The sequence below is a fragment of the Deinococcus sp. NW-56 genome, assembly GCF_002953415.1.
In the GTDB taxonomy this organism is placed as follows: domain Bacteria; phylum Deinococcota; class Deinococci; order Deinococcales; family Deinococcaceae; genus Deinococcus.
This window is the reverse complement of record NZ_CP026518.1, coordinates 334,030-349,788: the sequence shown is the minus strand read 5'-3', so window position 1 is coordinate 349,788 and position 15,759 is coordinate 334,030. Positions and strand designations below refer to the sequence as shown.

The 15,759-nt window shown below is 65.5% G+C and carries 12 protein-coding genes and 3 pseudogenes; 5 read left to right on the top strand and 10 right to left on the bottom strand.

Annotation, left to right across the window (positions count from 1 at the left end):
- Positions 1–2 precede the first annotated feature (2 nt).
- The 7 genes and pseudogenes from C3K08_RS17200 to C3K08_RS17170 all read right to left on the bottom strand — a co-directional run.
- A pseudogene (locus tag C3K08_RS17200) lies at positions 3–515 on the bottom strand (transposase); the annotation flags it as partial.
- Positions 516–742: 227 nt separating this feature from the next.
- Entirely contained in the window at positions 743–1,834 is a 1,092-nt protein-coding gene (locus tag C3K08_RS17195) for a transposase (RefSeq protein ID WP_102128614.1), read from the bottom strand.
- Entirely contained in the window at positions 1,785–2,963 is a 1,179-nt protein-coding gene (locus tag C3K08_RS17190) for a DUF1156 domain-containing protein (protein WP_104992647.1), read from the bottom strand. Before C3K08_RS17190 ends, C3K08_RS17195 begins: the two co-directional genes overlap by 50 nt.
- On the bottom strand, positions 2,960–3,433 hold the full coding sequence (locus C3K08_RS17185) for a type II toxin-antitoxin system VapC family toxin (protein WP_234009277.1): 474 nt from the start codon (positions 3,431–3,433) through the stop codon (positions 2,960–2,962). The genes C3K08_RS17190 and C3K08_RS17185 overlap by 4 nt, the downstream gene beginning before the upstream one ends.
- On the bottom strand, positions 3,430–3,729 hold the full coding sequence (locus C3K08_RS17180) for a type II toxin-antitoxin system Phd/YefM family antitoxin (protein WP_104992688.1): 300 nt from the start codon (positions 3,727–3,729) through the stop codon (positions 3,430–3,432). The genes C3K08_RS17185 and C3K08_RS17180 overlap by 4 nt, the downstream gene beginning before the upstream one ends.
- A 77-nt stretch (positions 3,730–3,806) precedes the next feature.
- Positions 3,807–4,424: a DUF3780 domain-containing protein gene (locus C3K08_RS17175; RefSeq protein WP_104992646.1), complete on the bottom strand. Its 618-nt coding sequence runs from the start codon at positions 4,422–4,424 to the stop codon at positions 3,807–3,809.
- 71 nt (positions 4,425–4,495) lie between these two features.
- Complete coding sequence (locus tag C3K08_RS17170) at positions 4,496–7,573, bottom strand: DUF499 domain-containing protein (RefSeq protein ID WP_234009276.1); 3,078 nt, start codon at positions 7,571–7,573, stop codon at positions 4,496–4,498.
- A gap of 576 nt (positions 7,574–8,149) precedes the next feature.
- Between C3K08_RS17170 and C3K08_RS17165 the strand changes: the two genes are divergently transcribed.
- Positions 8,150–9,244, top strand: coding sequence for a hypothetical protein (locus tag C3K08_RS17165; protein WP_158680062.1), 1,095 nt, complete (start codon positions 8,150–8,152; stop codon positions 9,242–9,244).
- A gap of 32 nt (positions 9,245–9,276) precedes the next feature.
- Here the strand turns inward: C3K08_RS17165 and C3K08_RS18155 are convergent, their stop codons facing one another.
- Positions 9,277–9,855: a hypothetical protein gene (locus C3K08_RS18155; protein WP_158680061.1), complete on the bottom strand. Its 579-nt coding sequence runs from the start codon at positions 9,853–9,855 to the stop codon at positions 9,277–9,279.
- 261 nt (positions 9,856–10,116) lie between these two features.
- Positions 10,117–10,254: a transposase gene (locus C3K08_RS18990; RefSeq protein WP_158680060.1), complete on the bottom strand. Its 138-nt coding sequence runs from the start codon at positions 10,252–10,254 to the stop codon at positions 10,117–10,119.
- Positions 10,255–10,298: 44 nt separating this feature from the next.
- Between C3K08_RS18990 and C3K08_RS17160 the strand changes: the two genes are divergently transcribed.
- The 3 genes and pseudogenes from C3K08_RS17160 (at position 10,299) to C3K08_RS17150 (ending at position 13,712) form a co-directional block, all read left to right on the top strand.
- A protein-coding gene (locus tag C3K08_RS17160; protein ID WP_234009296.1) for an IS630 family transposase occupies positions 10,299–11,322 on the top strand; the annotation gives its coding sequence in 2 pieces (ribosomal slippage) (positions 10,299–10,754 and positions 10,756–11,322; 1,023 coding nt in all).
- 274 nt (positions 11,323–11,596) lie between these two features.
- Positions 11,597–12,571: pseudogene (locus C3K08_RS17155) on the top strand (transposase); the annotation flags it as partial.
- A 77-nt stretch (positions 12,572–12,648) separates the two neighbouring features.
- Positions 12,649–13,712 (top strand): annotated as a pseudogene (locus tag C3K08_RS17150) (IS4 family transposase).
- Between the two features lie 522 nt (positions 13,713–14,234).
- Here the strand turns inward: C3K08_RS17150 and C3K08_RS17145 are convergent.
- Positions 14,235–14,747 carry a hypothetical protein gene (locus C3K08_RS17145; protein ID WP_104992643.1) on the bottom strand — a complete coding sequence of 171 codons (513 nt, stop codon included), beginning with the start codon at positions 14,745–14,747 and terminating at the stop codon, positions 14,235–14,237.
- 140 nt (positions 14,748–14,887) lie between these two features.
- Here C3K08_RS17145 and C3K08_RS17140 point away from each other — a divergent pair, with 140 nt between their 5' ends.
- On the top strand, positions 14,888–15,502 hold the full coding sequence (locus tag C3K08_RS17140; protein WP_158680059.1) for a hypothetical protein: 615 nt from the start codon (positions 14,888–14,890) through the stop codon (positions 15,500–15,502).
- Positions 15,503–15,759 lie beyond the last annotated feature (257 nt).

Sequence of the window (15,759 nt, the reverse complement as noted above, 5' to 3'; positions counted from 1 at the left end):
GACTTTTGCAAATCGGCTGGTACCGCAATTGGGGCACCCTCAGCAGGTTTCAGCAGGTACTGGACGATTTCACCCTCCGGCGTCACCCAAGCGTGGAGCTTGTAGCCGTACACGTCACCTTGCGTCCCAAAGCCCCACCTGGCGCCAGGAAACGCGCAGCGTTTCCCTCGTTTGGGACGACAGACCGGAAGCGGCATCGAGTCGATGATGACCTCTGTGCAGCGTCTGGCTGGGCTGGCGACAGTTTCGAGGCGGTCGAGCAACCGGAGGCCACGGGTGTACGCCTGGGTATACGAGGGAAGACCGGAGCGGTCTTCCCTCAGCATCTGCCACCAAATCGACCCGAACGGATGCTTGAAGACGAGACGGCTGAGCAGCAAGGCCACCAGCAGCGCGTCGCTGAGCTTCTGGTGTTTACATCGCTTCTGGTCGCTGAAATGCCGTTTGGCCCAGCGGTGAAGCTGACGAATGACGGTCCGCCGACCTAGACTGTGGTGGAGACGGTATCTAGCCATACCGTCTCCATTTTTTCTCGTCCCCGCGCTGCCCGAGACTGCCTCACTCAAGCCCTAAACGGCGTCTGTTGTTGATCAAAGATCTTTTTAAAGAAGTAAAAGAATGATGATCATCATCAAGGAGCTCCGGGCCACACGTCCTGAACGTCATTTTCCAGTTCAATTGTCCAAAGTCTCGGGGTCAATTGCCCAAAGTCTCGGGGTCTGGAACGGCCAATTGCCCAAACTCAGGAGTTGCACCTCGCATAGCGCAGTGAATAGCCGTGCTGGCGGAGAAATTCCGAGTTTCTGCTGAACGTCAGGAGCAGGCGGTTCAAATGAACGTCTGGCATGACCGTCATCAGTGCCAGAGCAGCACACGCCTCCAGGGTCATCCCGGTCTCTCGGTGCAGGATGGCCAGTGTCCAGGCCAGGAACACCAGCAGGACCCAGCGATCCAGGCCCACAGCAGTTCGCAATGCGAACTGCGCCAGACCAAACTGGTGCTTGCCCTCCTTGAAGAACGATTCCTCACTCCACCGCTTTGCCCCCTCGGCGACCACCTCGTCGCCTTCCATCAGTTCCGAAGAAACCGCGTGAAACACCCGGTCTCCACGGTCGACGCGACCCAGCACCAGCGGGTCATGCGGCCAGTTCTTCAATTCGATGTAGCCTCCATGCGGACAGTCAGCCACCGTGACCTCGCCTGGGTGCATCGTCCGCCGGGTTGACCGAACGCCCACCACAAACTCGAAGCCCAGCTGCCTGACTTCATCCAGGAAGACAGCGGATTCGAATCCGCTGTCTGCTAACACGCGAATCCGGAATCGACGACGGATCGCGTCTGGGACGGTTCGCAGAAGTTCTCGTGCCAGAGTCACTGGGGTCGCTGTCCCCTTGCCCCGGTAGACCCGGTACCCCACGGGAAACTTCACCGCTCCGTATTCGGCGAACAACACGACCAGATGGATGCCGTGAACCTCGTTATAGACGCGAACGAAGGGCAGCGTGCTGCCCTTTTTTTCGATGCTGGTCAGGTCGACACTCAGCCGCAGGAGTGGGCGGTGTTTTCGTCGGGCCGCGACAAGCAGCGCGTCCCACTGGGCGCGCTGCAAGATGGCCCAACCCTGTGCCGTATCCCAGGGGTACTCGTTCAGGAGGCGGCTCAGCGCACTTTTGCTGACCAACTCAGCGCGGTGCAACGCCGTTTTGGTGGCAGTGTCCAGGAACATCGACAGCGCAGCCTCCAGGCTGCGCTGTTGGTAGGACGTGGTTGGAACGGCCAGGAACTCATCTGCCAGAATGCGGACGCGCTCCCCCAGAATCTGTGACGTAGACACTCCCAGATTTTCTCGGCTGGGAGCGCTTCCCCGTCGTTATGCAGGTGCAACTCCTGAGCTTAACAGTGCCACCTTCTTTGGCCCGCTTAAGTTGAACTGAACTCGCGTTCTCGATGATCCGAATGTCGTACCGCTTGCTCGCATGGTCAGGCACCAATTCAGCAACAACTCCGTACTTCTCGCTAATTACCCAACTTGGCGCGAGGGGCACCATGTACCCGCTTTCCGGGTCGCGCACCTCCACGCAGTACAGGTAGGCGTCGGCCCGCCAACCCTGCTCGTTGTGCTCGATGCCCCAGACAGTGATCTGCTCGTCCACCGCCCGGAAAACCTCCCGCTGCGCCTTCTGCACCCGCTCGGCCACGTCCGGCCCGCCGCCCACCAGGTTCAGCGCGGCCCAGGTCAGCAGGCCCGCCACCGGGTTCAGGTCGCTGGCGTAGGCATCGGCCCCAATCCGGGCGGCCTCGAAGGGGATGCTGCCCCCTCCCGCGAAGGCATCCCCCACGCGCGGACGGTGCCCGAAGCGGCGCAGGCCAAGTTCCTCCACCAGTTCGGACAAGTTGGCGGCGTGCGTGCCCAGGTGCGCGTTGATGTCCTCCCAGGCTTTCTTGTCCGGGCCACTCAGGTGCTCCGGGCGGTCGGCGTAGGCCAGCTTCTCGGCGTAGGGCAGATGGCGGAAGGCCAGAGCTTGCAGCGCTTCCTTCGTTCCCCGTTCCAGCGGCTTCAAGCCCAGCCTGCCGTCCGGCCGTCTTATCGCGTAGGGCCGGGCCTGATCCTCGGGCAGCGTCTCCAGAACCTCCAGAACCCGCGCGGGTGGGATGGGCTTGCTCCGGCGCCGCTCCAGCCCCGCGTCGTCCATCGTCAGCAGCTTCAGGAAGACCTCAGCGTCCTTTTTCGGGTCGTCCGTCTGCGGCAGCAGCAGCCCCAGCAGCGTGGCCCGCACCAGGATCAGCGGCTTGCGGCCCCACCACTTGCCCAGGCCGGTGAGGGTCTGGCCGCTGCCGGCCTTGCGCTCCTTGTAGCTCTCGGCGCTCAGCTTGGCGACGGGCAGGTACTTCTCGATCAGGGCAGGCGCGTCCCGCAGGTCTTGTGGGCGTGCCGAGGTGGTGGAATCAGGCAGGGTGGTCATGGGTGCTCCGGCGGCGTGGGGGATGGATGCGGGTGGTTCCACGGGTTGTAGACGGCGACGGGAAAGGCCAGGAAGTCGGCGGTGTTGCGGGTCACCAGAGTCAGGCGGTGGGCCGAGGCGGTGGCAGCGAGCAGCGAGTCGAGCAGGGGGGGCGGCTGCCGGCGGGCCGCTTCGGTACCCATCAAGCGGCCCCACTCGCGGGCGACATTCAGGTCAAAGGGCAGCACGCGCTCGCCAAAGCGGGGCAGCACATACGCTTCCAGCCAGGTTTGCAGCCGCTGTGCCCGGACAGGTTCCCGCCCGCGCAGCAGATGGATGCCCCGCTCTATCTCCGCCACAGAAGCGGCACCGATAAAGGTCTGCGTGAAGTCGAGGTCGGCCAGGTACGCAGTGACGGTAGGGTCGGGCCGCTTTTTGGCTGTTTCACTGAGGACGTTGGTGTCCAGCAAGATGGGTGTACCCAGGGTCACAGCTCCAGCTCGCGCAGGTCGGTTCGCCGGTCGCGCTCCAGCCAGTCCTCTTCGGGCATGTCGCTAAAGTCAAAGTCGCCGCGCAGGGCGTCCAGAGCGCTCGGCCCCCGCGCCGCCACCTTGCCTGGCTGTTCTATGCCCGGCTGTTGCTGTTCCGGCAGGCCGCCCTCCTTCACGGCACTGACTACCGCCACAGGCTTGCCGTGCCGCGTAATGACCTGAGGCTCATGCTCGGCGTCGCGCACCAGTTGGGACAGGTGCGTCTTGGCTTCTTCCAACTTCCACGTTCTGGTCATCTCGGCCCCCTGGATCACCCAGTTTAGCGAAAAAGTCTGACCAGAGTCCTACAAAGCCGACAGTGAACAGGCCCGGTTCAGTCCTCGCCGGTATCGAACAGGCCCGGCCCCCGCTTGGCCGCTTCCTGGAAGAAGCCGGGCGTGCGGCGGCTCTGGCGTGGACGCTCGGTGGCGAGCGGGTTGTCGGTCAGGGCGTACTGCACCGCCTTGCGCCAGCCTCGCCCACGGCCGGTCAGGGCGTCCCCAGTGGCCGCCGCCGTCTGGGTATAGAGCCACCAGCGCTCCTCCGGCTCCAGCCCCAGCCAATTGCTCAGGGCGAGGTCGATGGTGCCCGGATCGGCCTCCTCGACGGCCCAGCACAGCAGGGTGAGTTCTTTGCCCAGGTCACGCCGCACGAGGTTGATCCCACTGCGCCACGCGCCGGGCGGGGCACCCTCTTGCCGCAGGCGCAGGTTGAGCTGGGTCTCGACACGCTCGGCCAACGTGTCCCAGCGCAGGCGAGTCAGGCGGACCCGAAGCTCCTGCACCATCTGTCCGTGTTCGTCGGGGATCAGGTCGCCGATCTCGACCTCGGCCGCCTTGCCCCGTGGGATGTCCACGCGGAAGTGAGGCCCAGCCAGGTCCACCACTCCGAAGTTGCCAGCCTGGGACTTCACGGCAGGCTTCTTGCGGGGGGAGGGGACCTTCGCAGTCACCTGAACATGGTGAGGCGTGACCGGCCCTTCGGCAAGGGTGGTCCTTGCTTTTGGAGTGTGGGCGGGCAAGGTTACTGCTTGACTTCCTGCTCGGCCACATCCTGCTTGGCGTCCTGCGCCCAGTCCAGCAAGTCCTGACCACGCACGAACTCGGTGGCCTCGCCCGACAACTGCACGTCGCCGCCCCCGATCAGGCCACGCAGGTACTCCACCGCCTGGGTCAGGTCACCCGCTTCCATCCGGCGGTCCTGATCCATGTTCAGCTCAACGAAGCGGCTGCCGTCCACCACCGTGACCCGTGGCCCCACAAGCTGCGCCCCGTAGGTCTTGAGGCGATCGAGGTACTTGTAGCTCTCCGCGGTGGTGCCGTTGTCCACAGGACGGGTCCAGCGGGCAGGCTTGGCCGCATCCACCGTCCAGGCCTTGTCCCAGCGGACCGGGATGTCGAGGGTCTCGCTGTAGACCCCGTCGCGCTCGGCGATCGCCAGCACCTTGGGTGTGCCCGGCGGGACCACCACGTACTGACCCTCGTAGACCGCGCCGTGCCCACGCGGGTTGCTGCCGTCGGTGGTGTACCGGATGGTGGCCTTGGGAGCCACTTGCAACTCCAGGCGGCGCTCGGCTCCCACCTGGTAGGGCGGGCGGTACTTCAGGGTCAGGCTGTTCGTCCAGGTCCGGGCCGGGCCGGGCTGGTGGTCCCCCGTCTTGTCCACACACAGGAAGCTGACTTTCAGCGCCCCGGTGCTCAGGGTGTTGCCGTCGAGCTGGCGGCTGGCGGTCGTCGCCTCCCCGCCCTCGTCCCAGTAGACGGTGGTCCCATGCACCGGCGTGACCCGCAACTCCGCGACGCCCGTTTCTGGATTCCTGCTGAGCTGCTGGACGGTGACATCGGTGTCGGGCTGCGGGAAGGGTCCCTTGTTGGTGTAGCCACCCTCGTCGCGCCACTGGTCACGGTTCACCATGTCGGCGCGCAGCGCGTCCAGGGCGTCGGGCTTGTGCCACTGCCACGCCGGGTTGGAGGCGGCGCGCTTCTTCACCTCGCCCCAGGGCATGCTGGACTGGGTAAAGAGGCGGGCTTCCACCTTCTTGCGGAAGACGTCCCCGCTGACCTCATCAGTGAACTTCTGCCGCTCGCGCAAGGTCTGCTCGACCTGACGCTCCCCTTCGTACTTGTTGCCGCTGAACTCCATGCGGAACTCGGCGGTGGCCAGCCCGTCGCGCTGCGGGTAGTACAGGGTGGTGAAGGTTTCTCGCACCGCCATCTGGAACTGGGCCAGGGCCTTTTCCGCGAGGTCACGGGCCTGCACCATCTGCGGGTTGTTCTCGGGCGTGCGCTCCGCTTCCAGGCCCTTGAGGATGCTGTCGATGGCCCGCAGGCGCTTGCCCGCCGTGACGAGCTGCTGGTAGTTGGACTTGCTCCCGGTGAGGAACACGACCCGGTTCTTCCAGGGCGTGGCGTCGTAGAAGGTCCGCAGGTCCGGGTGCAGGCCTGCCTCGTGTGGGCGGAAGACCACCAGGAGGGGACGGTCCTCGCGCACGTCCAGTTCGTCCACGGCCGGCAGGGCGGCCACACGTCCGTAGACGTACCCGGTCTTGACCTCGAACATCTGCTCCAACCGCTTGCGCAGCTCCTGCACGGCGTGCTCTTCCGTGAGGGTGCGCATGCGGTCGTCGAGCTCGGCGTTGATGTTCTTGACGTTCTTGAAGTACAGCCGCGCCTCGTTGCCGTGCATGTACCACGCGCGGGTGGCCAGGTCTTCCAGGATGGCCTTGACGCGGGTGATGTCCCGCCCCGGTGCGGCCAGGGCCGCGGTCGCCTCCGCGATGCTCAGCCCCAGGGTCGGGTTCTGCACGTTGGCCAGGGACGCCATCAGGAGCAGCTTGGCCGCGTCGGTGGCGGTGCGGTGGCCCTCCCGGGTGTCGAGTTCTTCGGCCACAGCCGTTCCCCCGCTCGCCACGTCGTGCGCGATGGCGTTCTGGAGGTTGCTGTTGATCTGCGCGACCTCAGTGCGGGTGGTGTCGTCGTTGAGGTTGACGTCGTGCGGCCCGATCAGGGTGCGCTCGGCCGCCCGGCTGCCCTGCGTCGCCGGATCCCACAGGTCGGCCACAGTCGCCCGCATCAGCCGAATCAGCCCACGCGTCTGCTGAAAGCCCGGGTTCTCCCGGAAGCGGCCGTAGAGGTCGCGCAGCAGTGGATGGAACGGGTAGCTCTTCATCACCCGCTCGGCGAACGCCTCGGGCTGCTCCTCGGTGAGGCCCATCTTCCTGGCGTCACGCAGGGCATCGGCATAGGCCTGCGCGACAGCGAGACGGGCGGCCTCGTCCGGCAGCTCCTCGAAGAGGCGCACGCGCAGGATCTCGTACAGCTCGTCGCTGTTGAGCTTCACGGGCTCCAGCGGCATGGAGAGGCGGTTGGCCTCCTGTTCCACGTTTTTCAGGGCTTCGCGCATGAACTCGCCGCTGTTCGCGTAGGCGGTGGCTGCCAGGTCAGTGAGTACCAGGCACACCCGGCGGCTGGAGGGACGCTCCAGCGCAACGAAGAGGTTGGCCAGCGCGGTGGCCGTCACCCGCGCCAGGTTCGAGTTGCCGATGGCGACGCTCTCGGCGTTGTCGAAGTAAGGCGGCAGCTCGTCGAGCAGGATCAGCGCCGTCTCGCCCGCCAGCAGACTCTCCCAGGCCTGCTGGCCCGGTGCCCGCAGTGGGCTGTAGTAGTCCTTGAAGTGATCTTTCTTGCCCAGCCCCTCGGCGATGGCCCCCCAGATGCCGAAGGGCGCGTCGGACTGCCGGCCGCTGAACGCGACGACCTTGACCGGGCCCAGCTTGCGGTCCGGCTGGTACATCCCCGTCAGGGCCTCGTCACGCACACCCGGATGCCGGGCCAGGAGGCCGAAGGTCAGCAGGTTGTGCGTCTTGCCGCCGCCCATCGCCTGCTTCAGCAGGAAGACGCCGACGTCGTTCTTGCCCTCCAGTCTTTTGAAGCCCTGCTCCAGGAGGTCGCGCATCCCCTCGGTAACGTAGTTCTCGCGGAAGAAGTCGTGCGGATCGATGCGATTTTCGGTCAGATCGATGAGGTCGAGCACCGTGTCGCGGCGTTGCACATCGAACACCGACGGACGGGGCGTGACCAGGGAAGACAAGGAGATGTTCACAGCGGTTCCATTTGACACCAAGCCGGGGCACAGGGACGTCACAGGTGCGGCCTTCGGGTTGACCCTCCCCGCCCGTGGCCAGACACCATGGGGCCCCTTTCCCAACCATCAGTCGCCACATCACAGCATCGTGCGGCCGCTCCCGCAGCGGCCTTCGGGTCAGGACCCAGGGTTGGCCCGGCACAGGGAGAGACTGCTCGGGCCTGCCTTCCATCAGGCGATCTGGCACGCGTCTTCCCCCGTGCCGGGGCGACTGCGTCACAGGCGCCGCGCTGGAGAAGGAACTTGACCCGGTCTATTGCTTATGCCGGCCGGGAGCAGTCACCCGTTGCACCTGCACCACCGTCCCCGATCGCCGGGAGGCCAGGGTAGGCTCAGGGTGTGCGCTGCCACAGGCGCCGCCGCCAGGTTCAGGCCCTTCCGCGCGGCCTGACCCCCCTCCGGCTGCACCTTCCTGCGGCTCTGGACTGCCCGGACTGCGGGCCCTGGTCACCCCGCTGGAGTGAAGAGCGCCTGACGCCAGCGTTACAGCAGTGGCTGAGGGATCCTCTGCAGCGCGCCCTGCCGGTGGACACCGTGGCCCACCTCGCCGGGCTGTCACCCGCCCGGCTGCTGGTGCAGCAAGGACCAGCCACGCCCCAGCCGGCCGCTGGCCGATTGGGGAACCGCGCGCTCGTCTACGACGAGCTCTGGACCGCCCGGCGGGTCTGGTCCATCCTCGCCACGCCGGCAGGGCAGTTGATTGACCTCGCGGTCCTGGACCGGCGTACCTGGCAGGCCCGGGAAAAAGGAGCGGCAGACGCGCACCTGTTCCGGCGGGCCGAGACGGTGCATGACGCGGCCGCGCGGCAGGCGGTCCGGCTCCTCCGGGCGCACCCGGGACCGGACGGGCGGCAGGTCGCGCTGCACGTCGAGTACCCGGCCCTGCTGCAGGCCCTGCGCTGGCGGCCCGCCGCGCAGCCTTACACCGGCCCGCTGGACGACCGGACCGCGCTGAATGAGCACCGCTTCCGCTTCACGGCCGCGCCGTATGTGGTGCACGAATACCCCCGGCGAGGCTGGAGGGAGGTGCTCAGGACGGTCCGGGCGGCGCGCCTCGGGTCCGAGCAGGAGTTCGCGGCGCTACTCGAGCTGCCGCTGACGCAGTGGACCGCGCACCCGCTGTGGCAGCGCCTGAGGGCAGCCGGGCCAGGCGGCCAGAGTGCCGAGCATTACATCATGAGTGAGCTGCTCCGGGACGCCCTCCTGCTCAGGCGCCTCCTGCAGGGCCGACACGCGGAGGTCCGTGCCGCGCTGGACGGCGCGGAGGATCTGGTGCCCCGGCAGGAAGATGCCAGCCGACTGCTTGGCGCCCTGTTCGCCCGCCGGCCAGGGCTGAACACCAGCGGGGGCAAGCTTTCACCAGCGGCGCTCAAGCGCGAGCGGTTCTGGGAAATGCTTGACGTGGTGCGGCCACTTCTTGAGACCACCCTGGCCTTCCCTCCCCTGGCCACGCCGCGCCACCCGCAGCTGCGCCATGAGCTGGCGACACTCCTGAGAGACGCGCTGCACCTGAGTGCCCCCGACCAGCGTCTCCGGACCTTGGCGGCTCTACAGGCGCAGGAGGCGCTCCGAGGACGGGTCTGGCTGCCAGCCGGCAGGACGAGCCGAAAGCGCACATGGCGGACCTAGCTGTCCTTTGGGGGACTGCAGGGACCGCTGAATCAGGCCGTGCAGGTGTGACCTCGGCGGCAAGGAAGGAGCAGGGGACTTGCCCCTGCCACCTCCGCTCGGATAGCGGGCACGGTGTCGCCTCTGAGGTCGTCGGGCTGGGTGAGGCGAAGCCATTGCAGGAAGGTCAGGGCCACCATACACAGCACAGCGTGGTGATGTAGACCGGGCCAGGACCGGCCCTCGAAGTGGTCCAGCCCAACTTCGTCCTTCAGCTCTCGGTGGGTCAGCTCACACGCCCAGCGGAGAAAGGTGACTTCCACCCACCGCGACAACGGCGTGTCAGGGGGCAGAGTGCAGACGGAGTATTTGCGCTCCTCCCCTCGTTGCTGTTCCCCAATGATCCAGGCGGCTTGACCCGGCAGATGTTGACGGCGAGCGTATTCCTCCCCGTCGGCCAGGCGAACGTACTCAGCCGCCAAGCGTTCGGAGAGCGGGCCTTTGGTTCCATATCGCCACACCAGGTGCGGCCATGCAGCACCCGCCAGCACTTCTTCTACCGACGGTCGATCCTCGGACGGGGTCGAGTGCGCCGGTTTCCTGCCCCGGAAGGGCCGAGGGATGGGGATCAAGCGAACGTCCCTGGGATGGACCGTCTGCGTGCGGGTGATGTCAACCGACCACAGCGGTCCTCGCTCGGTGAGGGCTGCCGAACCTATGCCAAAGGTGACGCATCCGATCCAGCTCTTTCAGGGCCAGTCCGCACTTGGTCTGTAGCGGCTGGTGTACCAACGGCATCTCCGCCACCCCAAGCCCAGCGGGAACACTGATCCACTCCTGCAGCAAGAAGAGCCGTAGGGCGAGCGGAACCGGTAAGTCGTGCTGGGCCAACGTCAGGAGACGAGGCGTTGCAAGCGGGTCATCTTCCCGACCTGCCCAGAATATTGACGTGGGACGCCAGCAGACTTGCTGCCGAATTTTGTCAAGCACGTGTCGCCGCCGGTCAGCACGCCGCCCGTACCGCCGAGCATCTGCTACTGATCTTTGCGTAAATATGTAGCATATCCGTGTGACCGTGCCTCCCTGGCGGCCCAGCCGCCTCACCCGCAGTCAACTGGAAGAACGACGGCTCGCCGCTCAACCCGCCCTGAATGACCCTCGTCGCACAACCCGCGATCTGGCAGACCAGTTCGGCGTCGCTGAAGTCACCATCCGCGCTTGGCGAGCCCGGCTCAGACGGAACGGCGAGGAAGCGCTGCGCGCTTCCCGCGCCACCGGCCGACCCGAAAAGCTCACCGCCGCACAGCAGGAGGAGATCGGCCTGATCCTCGATGGTGATGCCCGATCACATGGCTTCGACACCAGCGGGTGGACCACACCGAAAATCCGGCATGTCATCGGCGTGACGTACGGCATCTGGCTCGATCGCGCGCACCTTTCCCGGAAACTGAAACGCTGGGGGTTCTCGTATCAGCGGCCCGCGGGGCGGGCCGTGGAGCGCAACGAAGACGACATCGCCACCTGGGTCCGCATCCACCGTGAGGCGCTGGGAAAAAAAAGTCACTGAGGGCGCCACGCTGGTGTTCTTGGATGAGAGCGGCTTCAGTCTGAAAACGACGAAGGTCCGTGCCTGGGGCCGGTGTGGACAGACCCCCATCATCCCGACCAGACTTCGCTGGGAGCACCTGTCCGTGATCGGTGCCATCACCACGGGCGGACAGTTTCTGCACCACACGCACCGCGGCGCGGTGCGTTCACCGCAGGTCGTGGACTTTCTCGAGCATGTCTTGCGTCACGTGGCCGGCGAAGTCGTGGTGGTGCTGGACCGGGCCATGATCCATCGATCGAAGGCCGTCCAGGCGTTCGTGCTCCTGCACGAACGCCTCTCTCTGGTCTACCTGCCGCCCTATGCGCCGGAACTGAATCCGATTGAGTTGATCTGGGCGGATCTCAAGCGGAACGTGGTGGGGAACTTCTGCGCAACATCGGTGACAGCGTTGAAGAAGCGATTGACAGTCGGGTGGCAGCGCATTCGGCGCAAAGGTTTGCCACTCGCCTTCATCCGAGGGACGCCCTTCTCGGCATCGTTACTAACTTAAGCAAGTATCAGTAGGTCCGTTGAGCAAGCAGGGGTTTTAGAAGCACGGTCAGCCAGGGGCTGCACACTTTCCCGGTGGACCGTGCCGCACCATTCACGAGGGTCGGGGACCCCCACCCCGAGACTTTGGGCAATTGGCCGTTCCAGACCCCGAGACTTTGGGCAATTGACCCCGAGACTTTGGACAATTGGACCAAGCTTGACCCCGAGACTTTGGCTCAGGAGTTGCACCTGCATAACGACGGGGAAGCGCTCCCAGCCGAGAAAATCTGGGAGTGTCTACGTCACAGATTCTGGGGGAGCGCGTCCGCATTCTGGCAGATGAGTTCCTGGCCGTTCCAACCACGTCCTACCAACAGCGCAGCCTGGAGGCTGCGCTGTCGATGTTCCTGGACACTGCCACCAAAACGGCGTTGCACCGCGCTGAGTTGGTCAGCAAAAGTGCGCTGAGCCGCCTCCTGAACGAGTACCCCTGGGATACGGCACAGGGTTGGGCCATCTTGCAGCGCGCCCAGTGGGACGCGCTGCTTGTCGCGGCCCGACGAAAACACCGCCCACTCCTGCGGCTGAGTGTCGACCTGACCAGCATCGAAAAAAAGGGCAGCACGCTGCCCTTCGTTCGCGTCTACAACGAGGTTCACGGCATCCATCTGGTCGTGTTGTTCGCCGAATACGGAGCGGTGAAGTTTCCCGTGGGGTACCGGGTCTACCGGGGCAAGGGGACAGCGACCCCAGTGACTCTGGCACGAGAACTTCTGCGAACCGTCCCAGACGCGATCCGTCGTCGATTCCGGATTCGCGTGTTAGCAGACAGCGGATTCGAATCCGCTGTCTTCCTGGATGAAGTCAGGCAGCTGGGCTTCGAGTTTGTGGTGGGCGTTCGGTCAACCCGGCGGACGATGCACCCAGGCGAGGTCACGGTGGCTGACTGTCCGCATGGAGGCTACATCGAATTGAAGAACTGGCCGCATGACCCGCTGGTGCTGGGTCGCGTCGACCGTGGAGACCGGGTGTTTCACGCGGTTTCTTCGGAACTGATGGAAGGCGACGAGGTGGTCGCCGAGGGGGCAAAGCGGTGGAGTGAGGAATCGTTCTTCAAGGAGGGCAAGCACCAGTTTGGTCTGGCGCAGTTCGCATTGCGAACTGCTGTGGGCCTGGATCGCTGGGTCCTGCTGGTGTTCCTGGCCTGGACACTGGCCATCCTGCACCGAGAGACCGGGATGACCCTGGAGGCGTGTGCTGCTCTGGCACTGATGACGGTCATCTGACTACTCTTCAAAACGGGTGACGGGCAGCAGAAAGTCGGCTCCTGTACGGTGTTTCTGCGATGAAAACCCCTGGGAGCCGACCCCCCACGATACCTTGCAGACTGCCCTGCGGTCTGCCTTTCCTCTTGATGCCCGCCGCCTGGTCGTCTTCACGGCCTTGGTCCTGGCGGTCATCCAGGCTCGTACGGTGGTCCTGTACAGCCTCAAAACCCACGTCACGTTGCCAGGCACGCTCACGGCCCGCTACCAGCGGCTGTGTCGCTTCGTCCAGTTTTCCTTTCCGGAGGGTCTCTTTCCCCGCTTCGCCCTTTCCTTCCTGCCAGAGGGTCCCTTGGACCTGATCTTAGACCGGACGAACTGGAGATTCGGCCAGCAGGACGTGAACATCCTGCTGCTCTCTGCAGTCTGGAATGGGTTCAGTCTGCCCCTGATGTGGACGCTGCTCCCACATGGTGGGGCGAGTGATTCCCGAACCAGGGAATCACTCGTGGCGCGCTTCCTGACCCTCTGCCCAGATCGGCCGGTCCGGTGCCTCCTGGCCGACCGCGAGTTTATTGGGCAGCACTGGTTCCGCTTCCTCGATCAACATGGCATCGCGCCCTGTATTCGACTCCCGGCACGCGCCACCATCGGCCAACACCGTCTGCCCGTGTGGGCCGTCTTCAAGAAGCTCCAGGTCGGTGAAGTCAGGGTCTGGCGGCGCCAGACCCTGATCTACGGGGTATCGCTTCGCGTCGCCGCGACGAAGAATGCGGCTGGAGAAACGCTTTACCTCGCGTACCGGGGTCACGTGGGGCCAAATCTTCGACGATACGCAGGGCGCTGGCAGGCAGAGAATCTGCACTCTGCCTTGAAAACCAGGGGCTTCAACTTGGAGGACACGGGCCTGACCCGCGCGGAGCGGGTGTCCACCCTATTGACGGTGGTCAGCGTGGCGTTCATCTGGGCCTGCGTGACTGGGGAGCTGCTGGCAAACAAGAAGGACGTACAGATCAAGAAACACGGACACCGTGCGGTGTCCGTGTTCCGGCTTGGCCTCGACCATCTCCAAGACCTGCTGCTGCACCCGTCCCCGTCGTCCTGGCGTACCCTGACGACTCTCATGCCGCGTTTTGAAGGGTAGTCAGGTTGCACCCACCAGGAGCCAATGCCGCGGCTGGGGCGACATCACGGGCCGTGAGTGAGTGGCGAACCCAGCACGGGACATGATTCAGACTCAGGCATCACCAGTGGGGAAGACCACCTCGGGGTGTAGGGCGGACCATGACCGGCTGTGCATGCGGACCAGGTCACCGTGGACAGGGCGGCCCAACCCGGACGACATCACGGAACGGTGAATGTTCGGGAGTGCGTCATGCTCGGGTACTGTCTCACGTCCCGGCATCCTGCCTCAGGAACGCCAAATCGACGCTCCGCTCCCTGGAAGGATGGGACGCCGTTGAGAAGGAAAGAGAAGTGACCTGTGAAGACCGAATCACCTCCCTGCCTGGTGCCGCAGCGAGTGGGTGCGCGGGGGACGCCGGGAACCGCCCGACCAGACGTGTTCGGGTCCGCAGTCAAGTCCAAGTGACTCGTGTGCGGGGGCTCCGGGTCGGAGGCCATCCCTGTCTCAGCGGCGCTTGTGAGGCCGGGAGCGTGCGGCGTCTCAGCGGTAAAGCCGGAACGCGACCCGGCGGGCGTTGGTGTACTCGCCGTAGGAATTGACGCAGGACAGGGTGAAGCGGCTCACTGCCGCCTTGACTTCTGCGCCGTCGGCCTGACCACAGCGCTCCTCGAGGCGGCGCAGGGCGGCCTCCGAGACGGTCGTCCCCGCTGCAAAGGTCATGGCTCTGGACAGCAGCGGCGTGAGGTAGGACCCTGGGTACAGGAGGCCGTCCTGGGCTCCCGACTCGAAGCCCACCGACGTCACCACGTTGTTCACCCGGATCACCGACAGGGTGGGCCCAGCTTCCGGGATTGCGCCTGGCCGTGTGGGGTGCTCCGGGGCCAGCGTGTACCGGAAATCGACCACGCCAGCGCCCAGCGGCTCGCGGGAACTGAGGCTGCACCGGTACTGACGGCAGAAACTGCTCTCGAAGAACGAACCCGTGGTCCCCAGCAGTGGCGCGGCACTCGCGGCGGAACCCAGGGACAGCAGCAGCAGGGCAACAGGCTTCATGACGGTTCCCACCCTACAAGACGAACGCCCGCGTGCTCGACGCACATTCGCCACCTTCAGTCCGGCTCGCCTCGAGGAGAGGACCGGCGGCCGAGGTCCCCGTGACGATTCGTTCAGAGGGACGCGGCTACAAGGGATGGATGTCCAGCCCCGCCACGCCGAACAGCTCCAAGCCTCCCCGCAACATGTGGAAGACGGTGGGGCTCGTGGTATTGGGCCTGTTCGTCCTGAGCCTGGTCCTGACGTACTGGGTCGGCTTCCTGCTGCTGCTGCTCGCTGCCGTGGCGTTGGGGAGCGCCTTTACGCCCCAGGGAATGGGCAGGCGGCCCCTCCTGCTCGGGGTGGGGGCCATCTTGCTGGTCGGGAGCCTCTGGGGATTCAACAGCACGCGCCAGCAGTTGCGGGCCGAAGAACGTGCACGGGTCGCCCAGCAGCAGCGCGAGGACGCCGCGGCCGCCCTGGAACGTGCGGCCGAGGAGCGGCGCGCCGAAGCCGAGCGAGAACGGATCGATGCCGAGTTGGATGCCGAGGACGCTGCCGGAGCGTCCTCCGGGTACACGTCACGCTCCACCTTCGAGACGGCGTGCATGAACCTGGTTCGGCAGCACACGGACGGGGAAGTGACGTCCGCGCGCTCGACCGAGTTGGACGGGGCATATGCGGCGGGCGTTCAGGTGGATGGGGGCGCAGAGAAGTACGGCTGCGCGATGGACGCGGCCACGGACGAGATCATCCTGATCAACCAGTCACGCTGAAGCGAATGCCCGAGGAGGACAGGCCCGGGGAGCGGCCGACTTGCGGCTCCTCTGGCCTATCCACGCCCATGACGACTCGCAGGCGGAGTGGCGACGCCACCGTGCATCCCGTGGTGTGGCAGGGGCAGGCGGTGGGCAACCGGAGTCTGGCCACTGCTATACCGGACGGTGGGCGAGCCTGAGCGGATGCTCCGCGCCTTGCACGCCTTCTTGCGGTACCGGGTGGACCACAGGTGCCCGGACGGGTGGCTCTCCAC

Excerpts from the sequence above, each read along its gene's own strand:
- C3K08_RS17190 (WP_104992647.1), bottom strand. The coding sequence starts at position 2,963 with ATGACCACCCTGCCTGATTCCACCACCTCGGCACGCCCACAAGACCTG.
- C3K08_RS17180 (WP_104992688.1), bottom strand. The coding sequence starts at position 3,729 with ATGACCAGAACGTGGAAGTTGGAAGAAGCCAAGACGCACCTGTCCCAA.
- C3K08_RS18990 (WP_158680060.1), bottom strand. The coding sequence starts at position 10,254 with ATGCTCGGCGGTACGGGCGGCGTGCTGACCGGCGGCGACACGTGCTTG.
- C3K08_RS17145 (WP_104992643.1), bottom strand. The coding sequence starts at position 14,747 with ATGAAGCCTGTTGCCCTGCTGCTGCTGTCCCTGGGTTCCGCCGCGAGT.
- C3K08_RS17140 (WP_158680059.1), top strand. The coding sequence starts at position 14,888 with ATGTCCAGCCCCGCCACGCCGAACAGCTCCAAGCCTCCCCGCAACATG.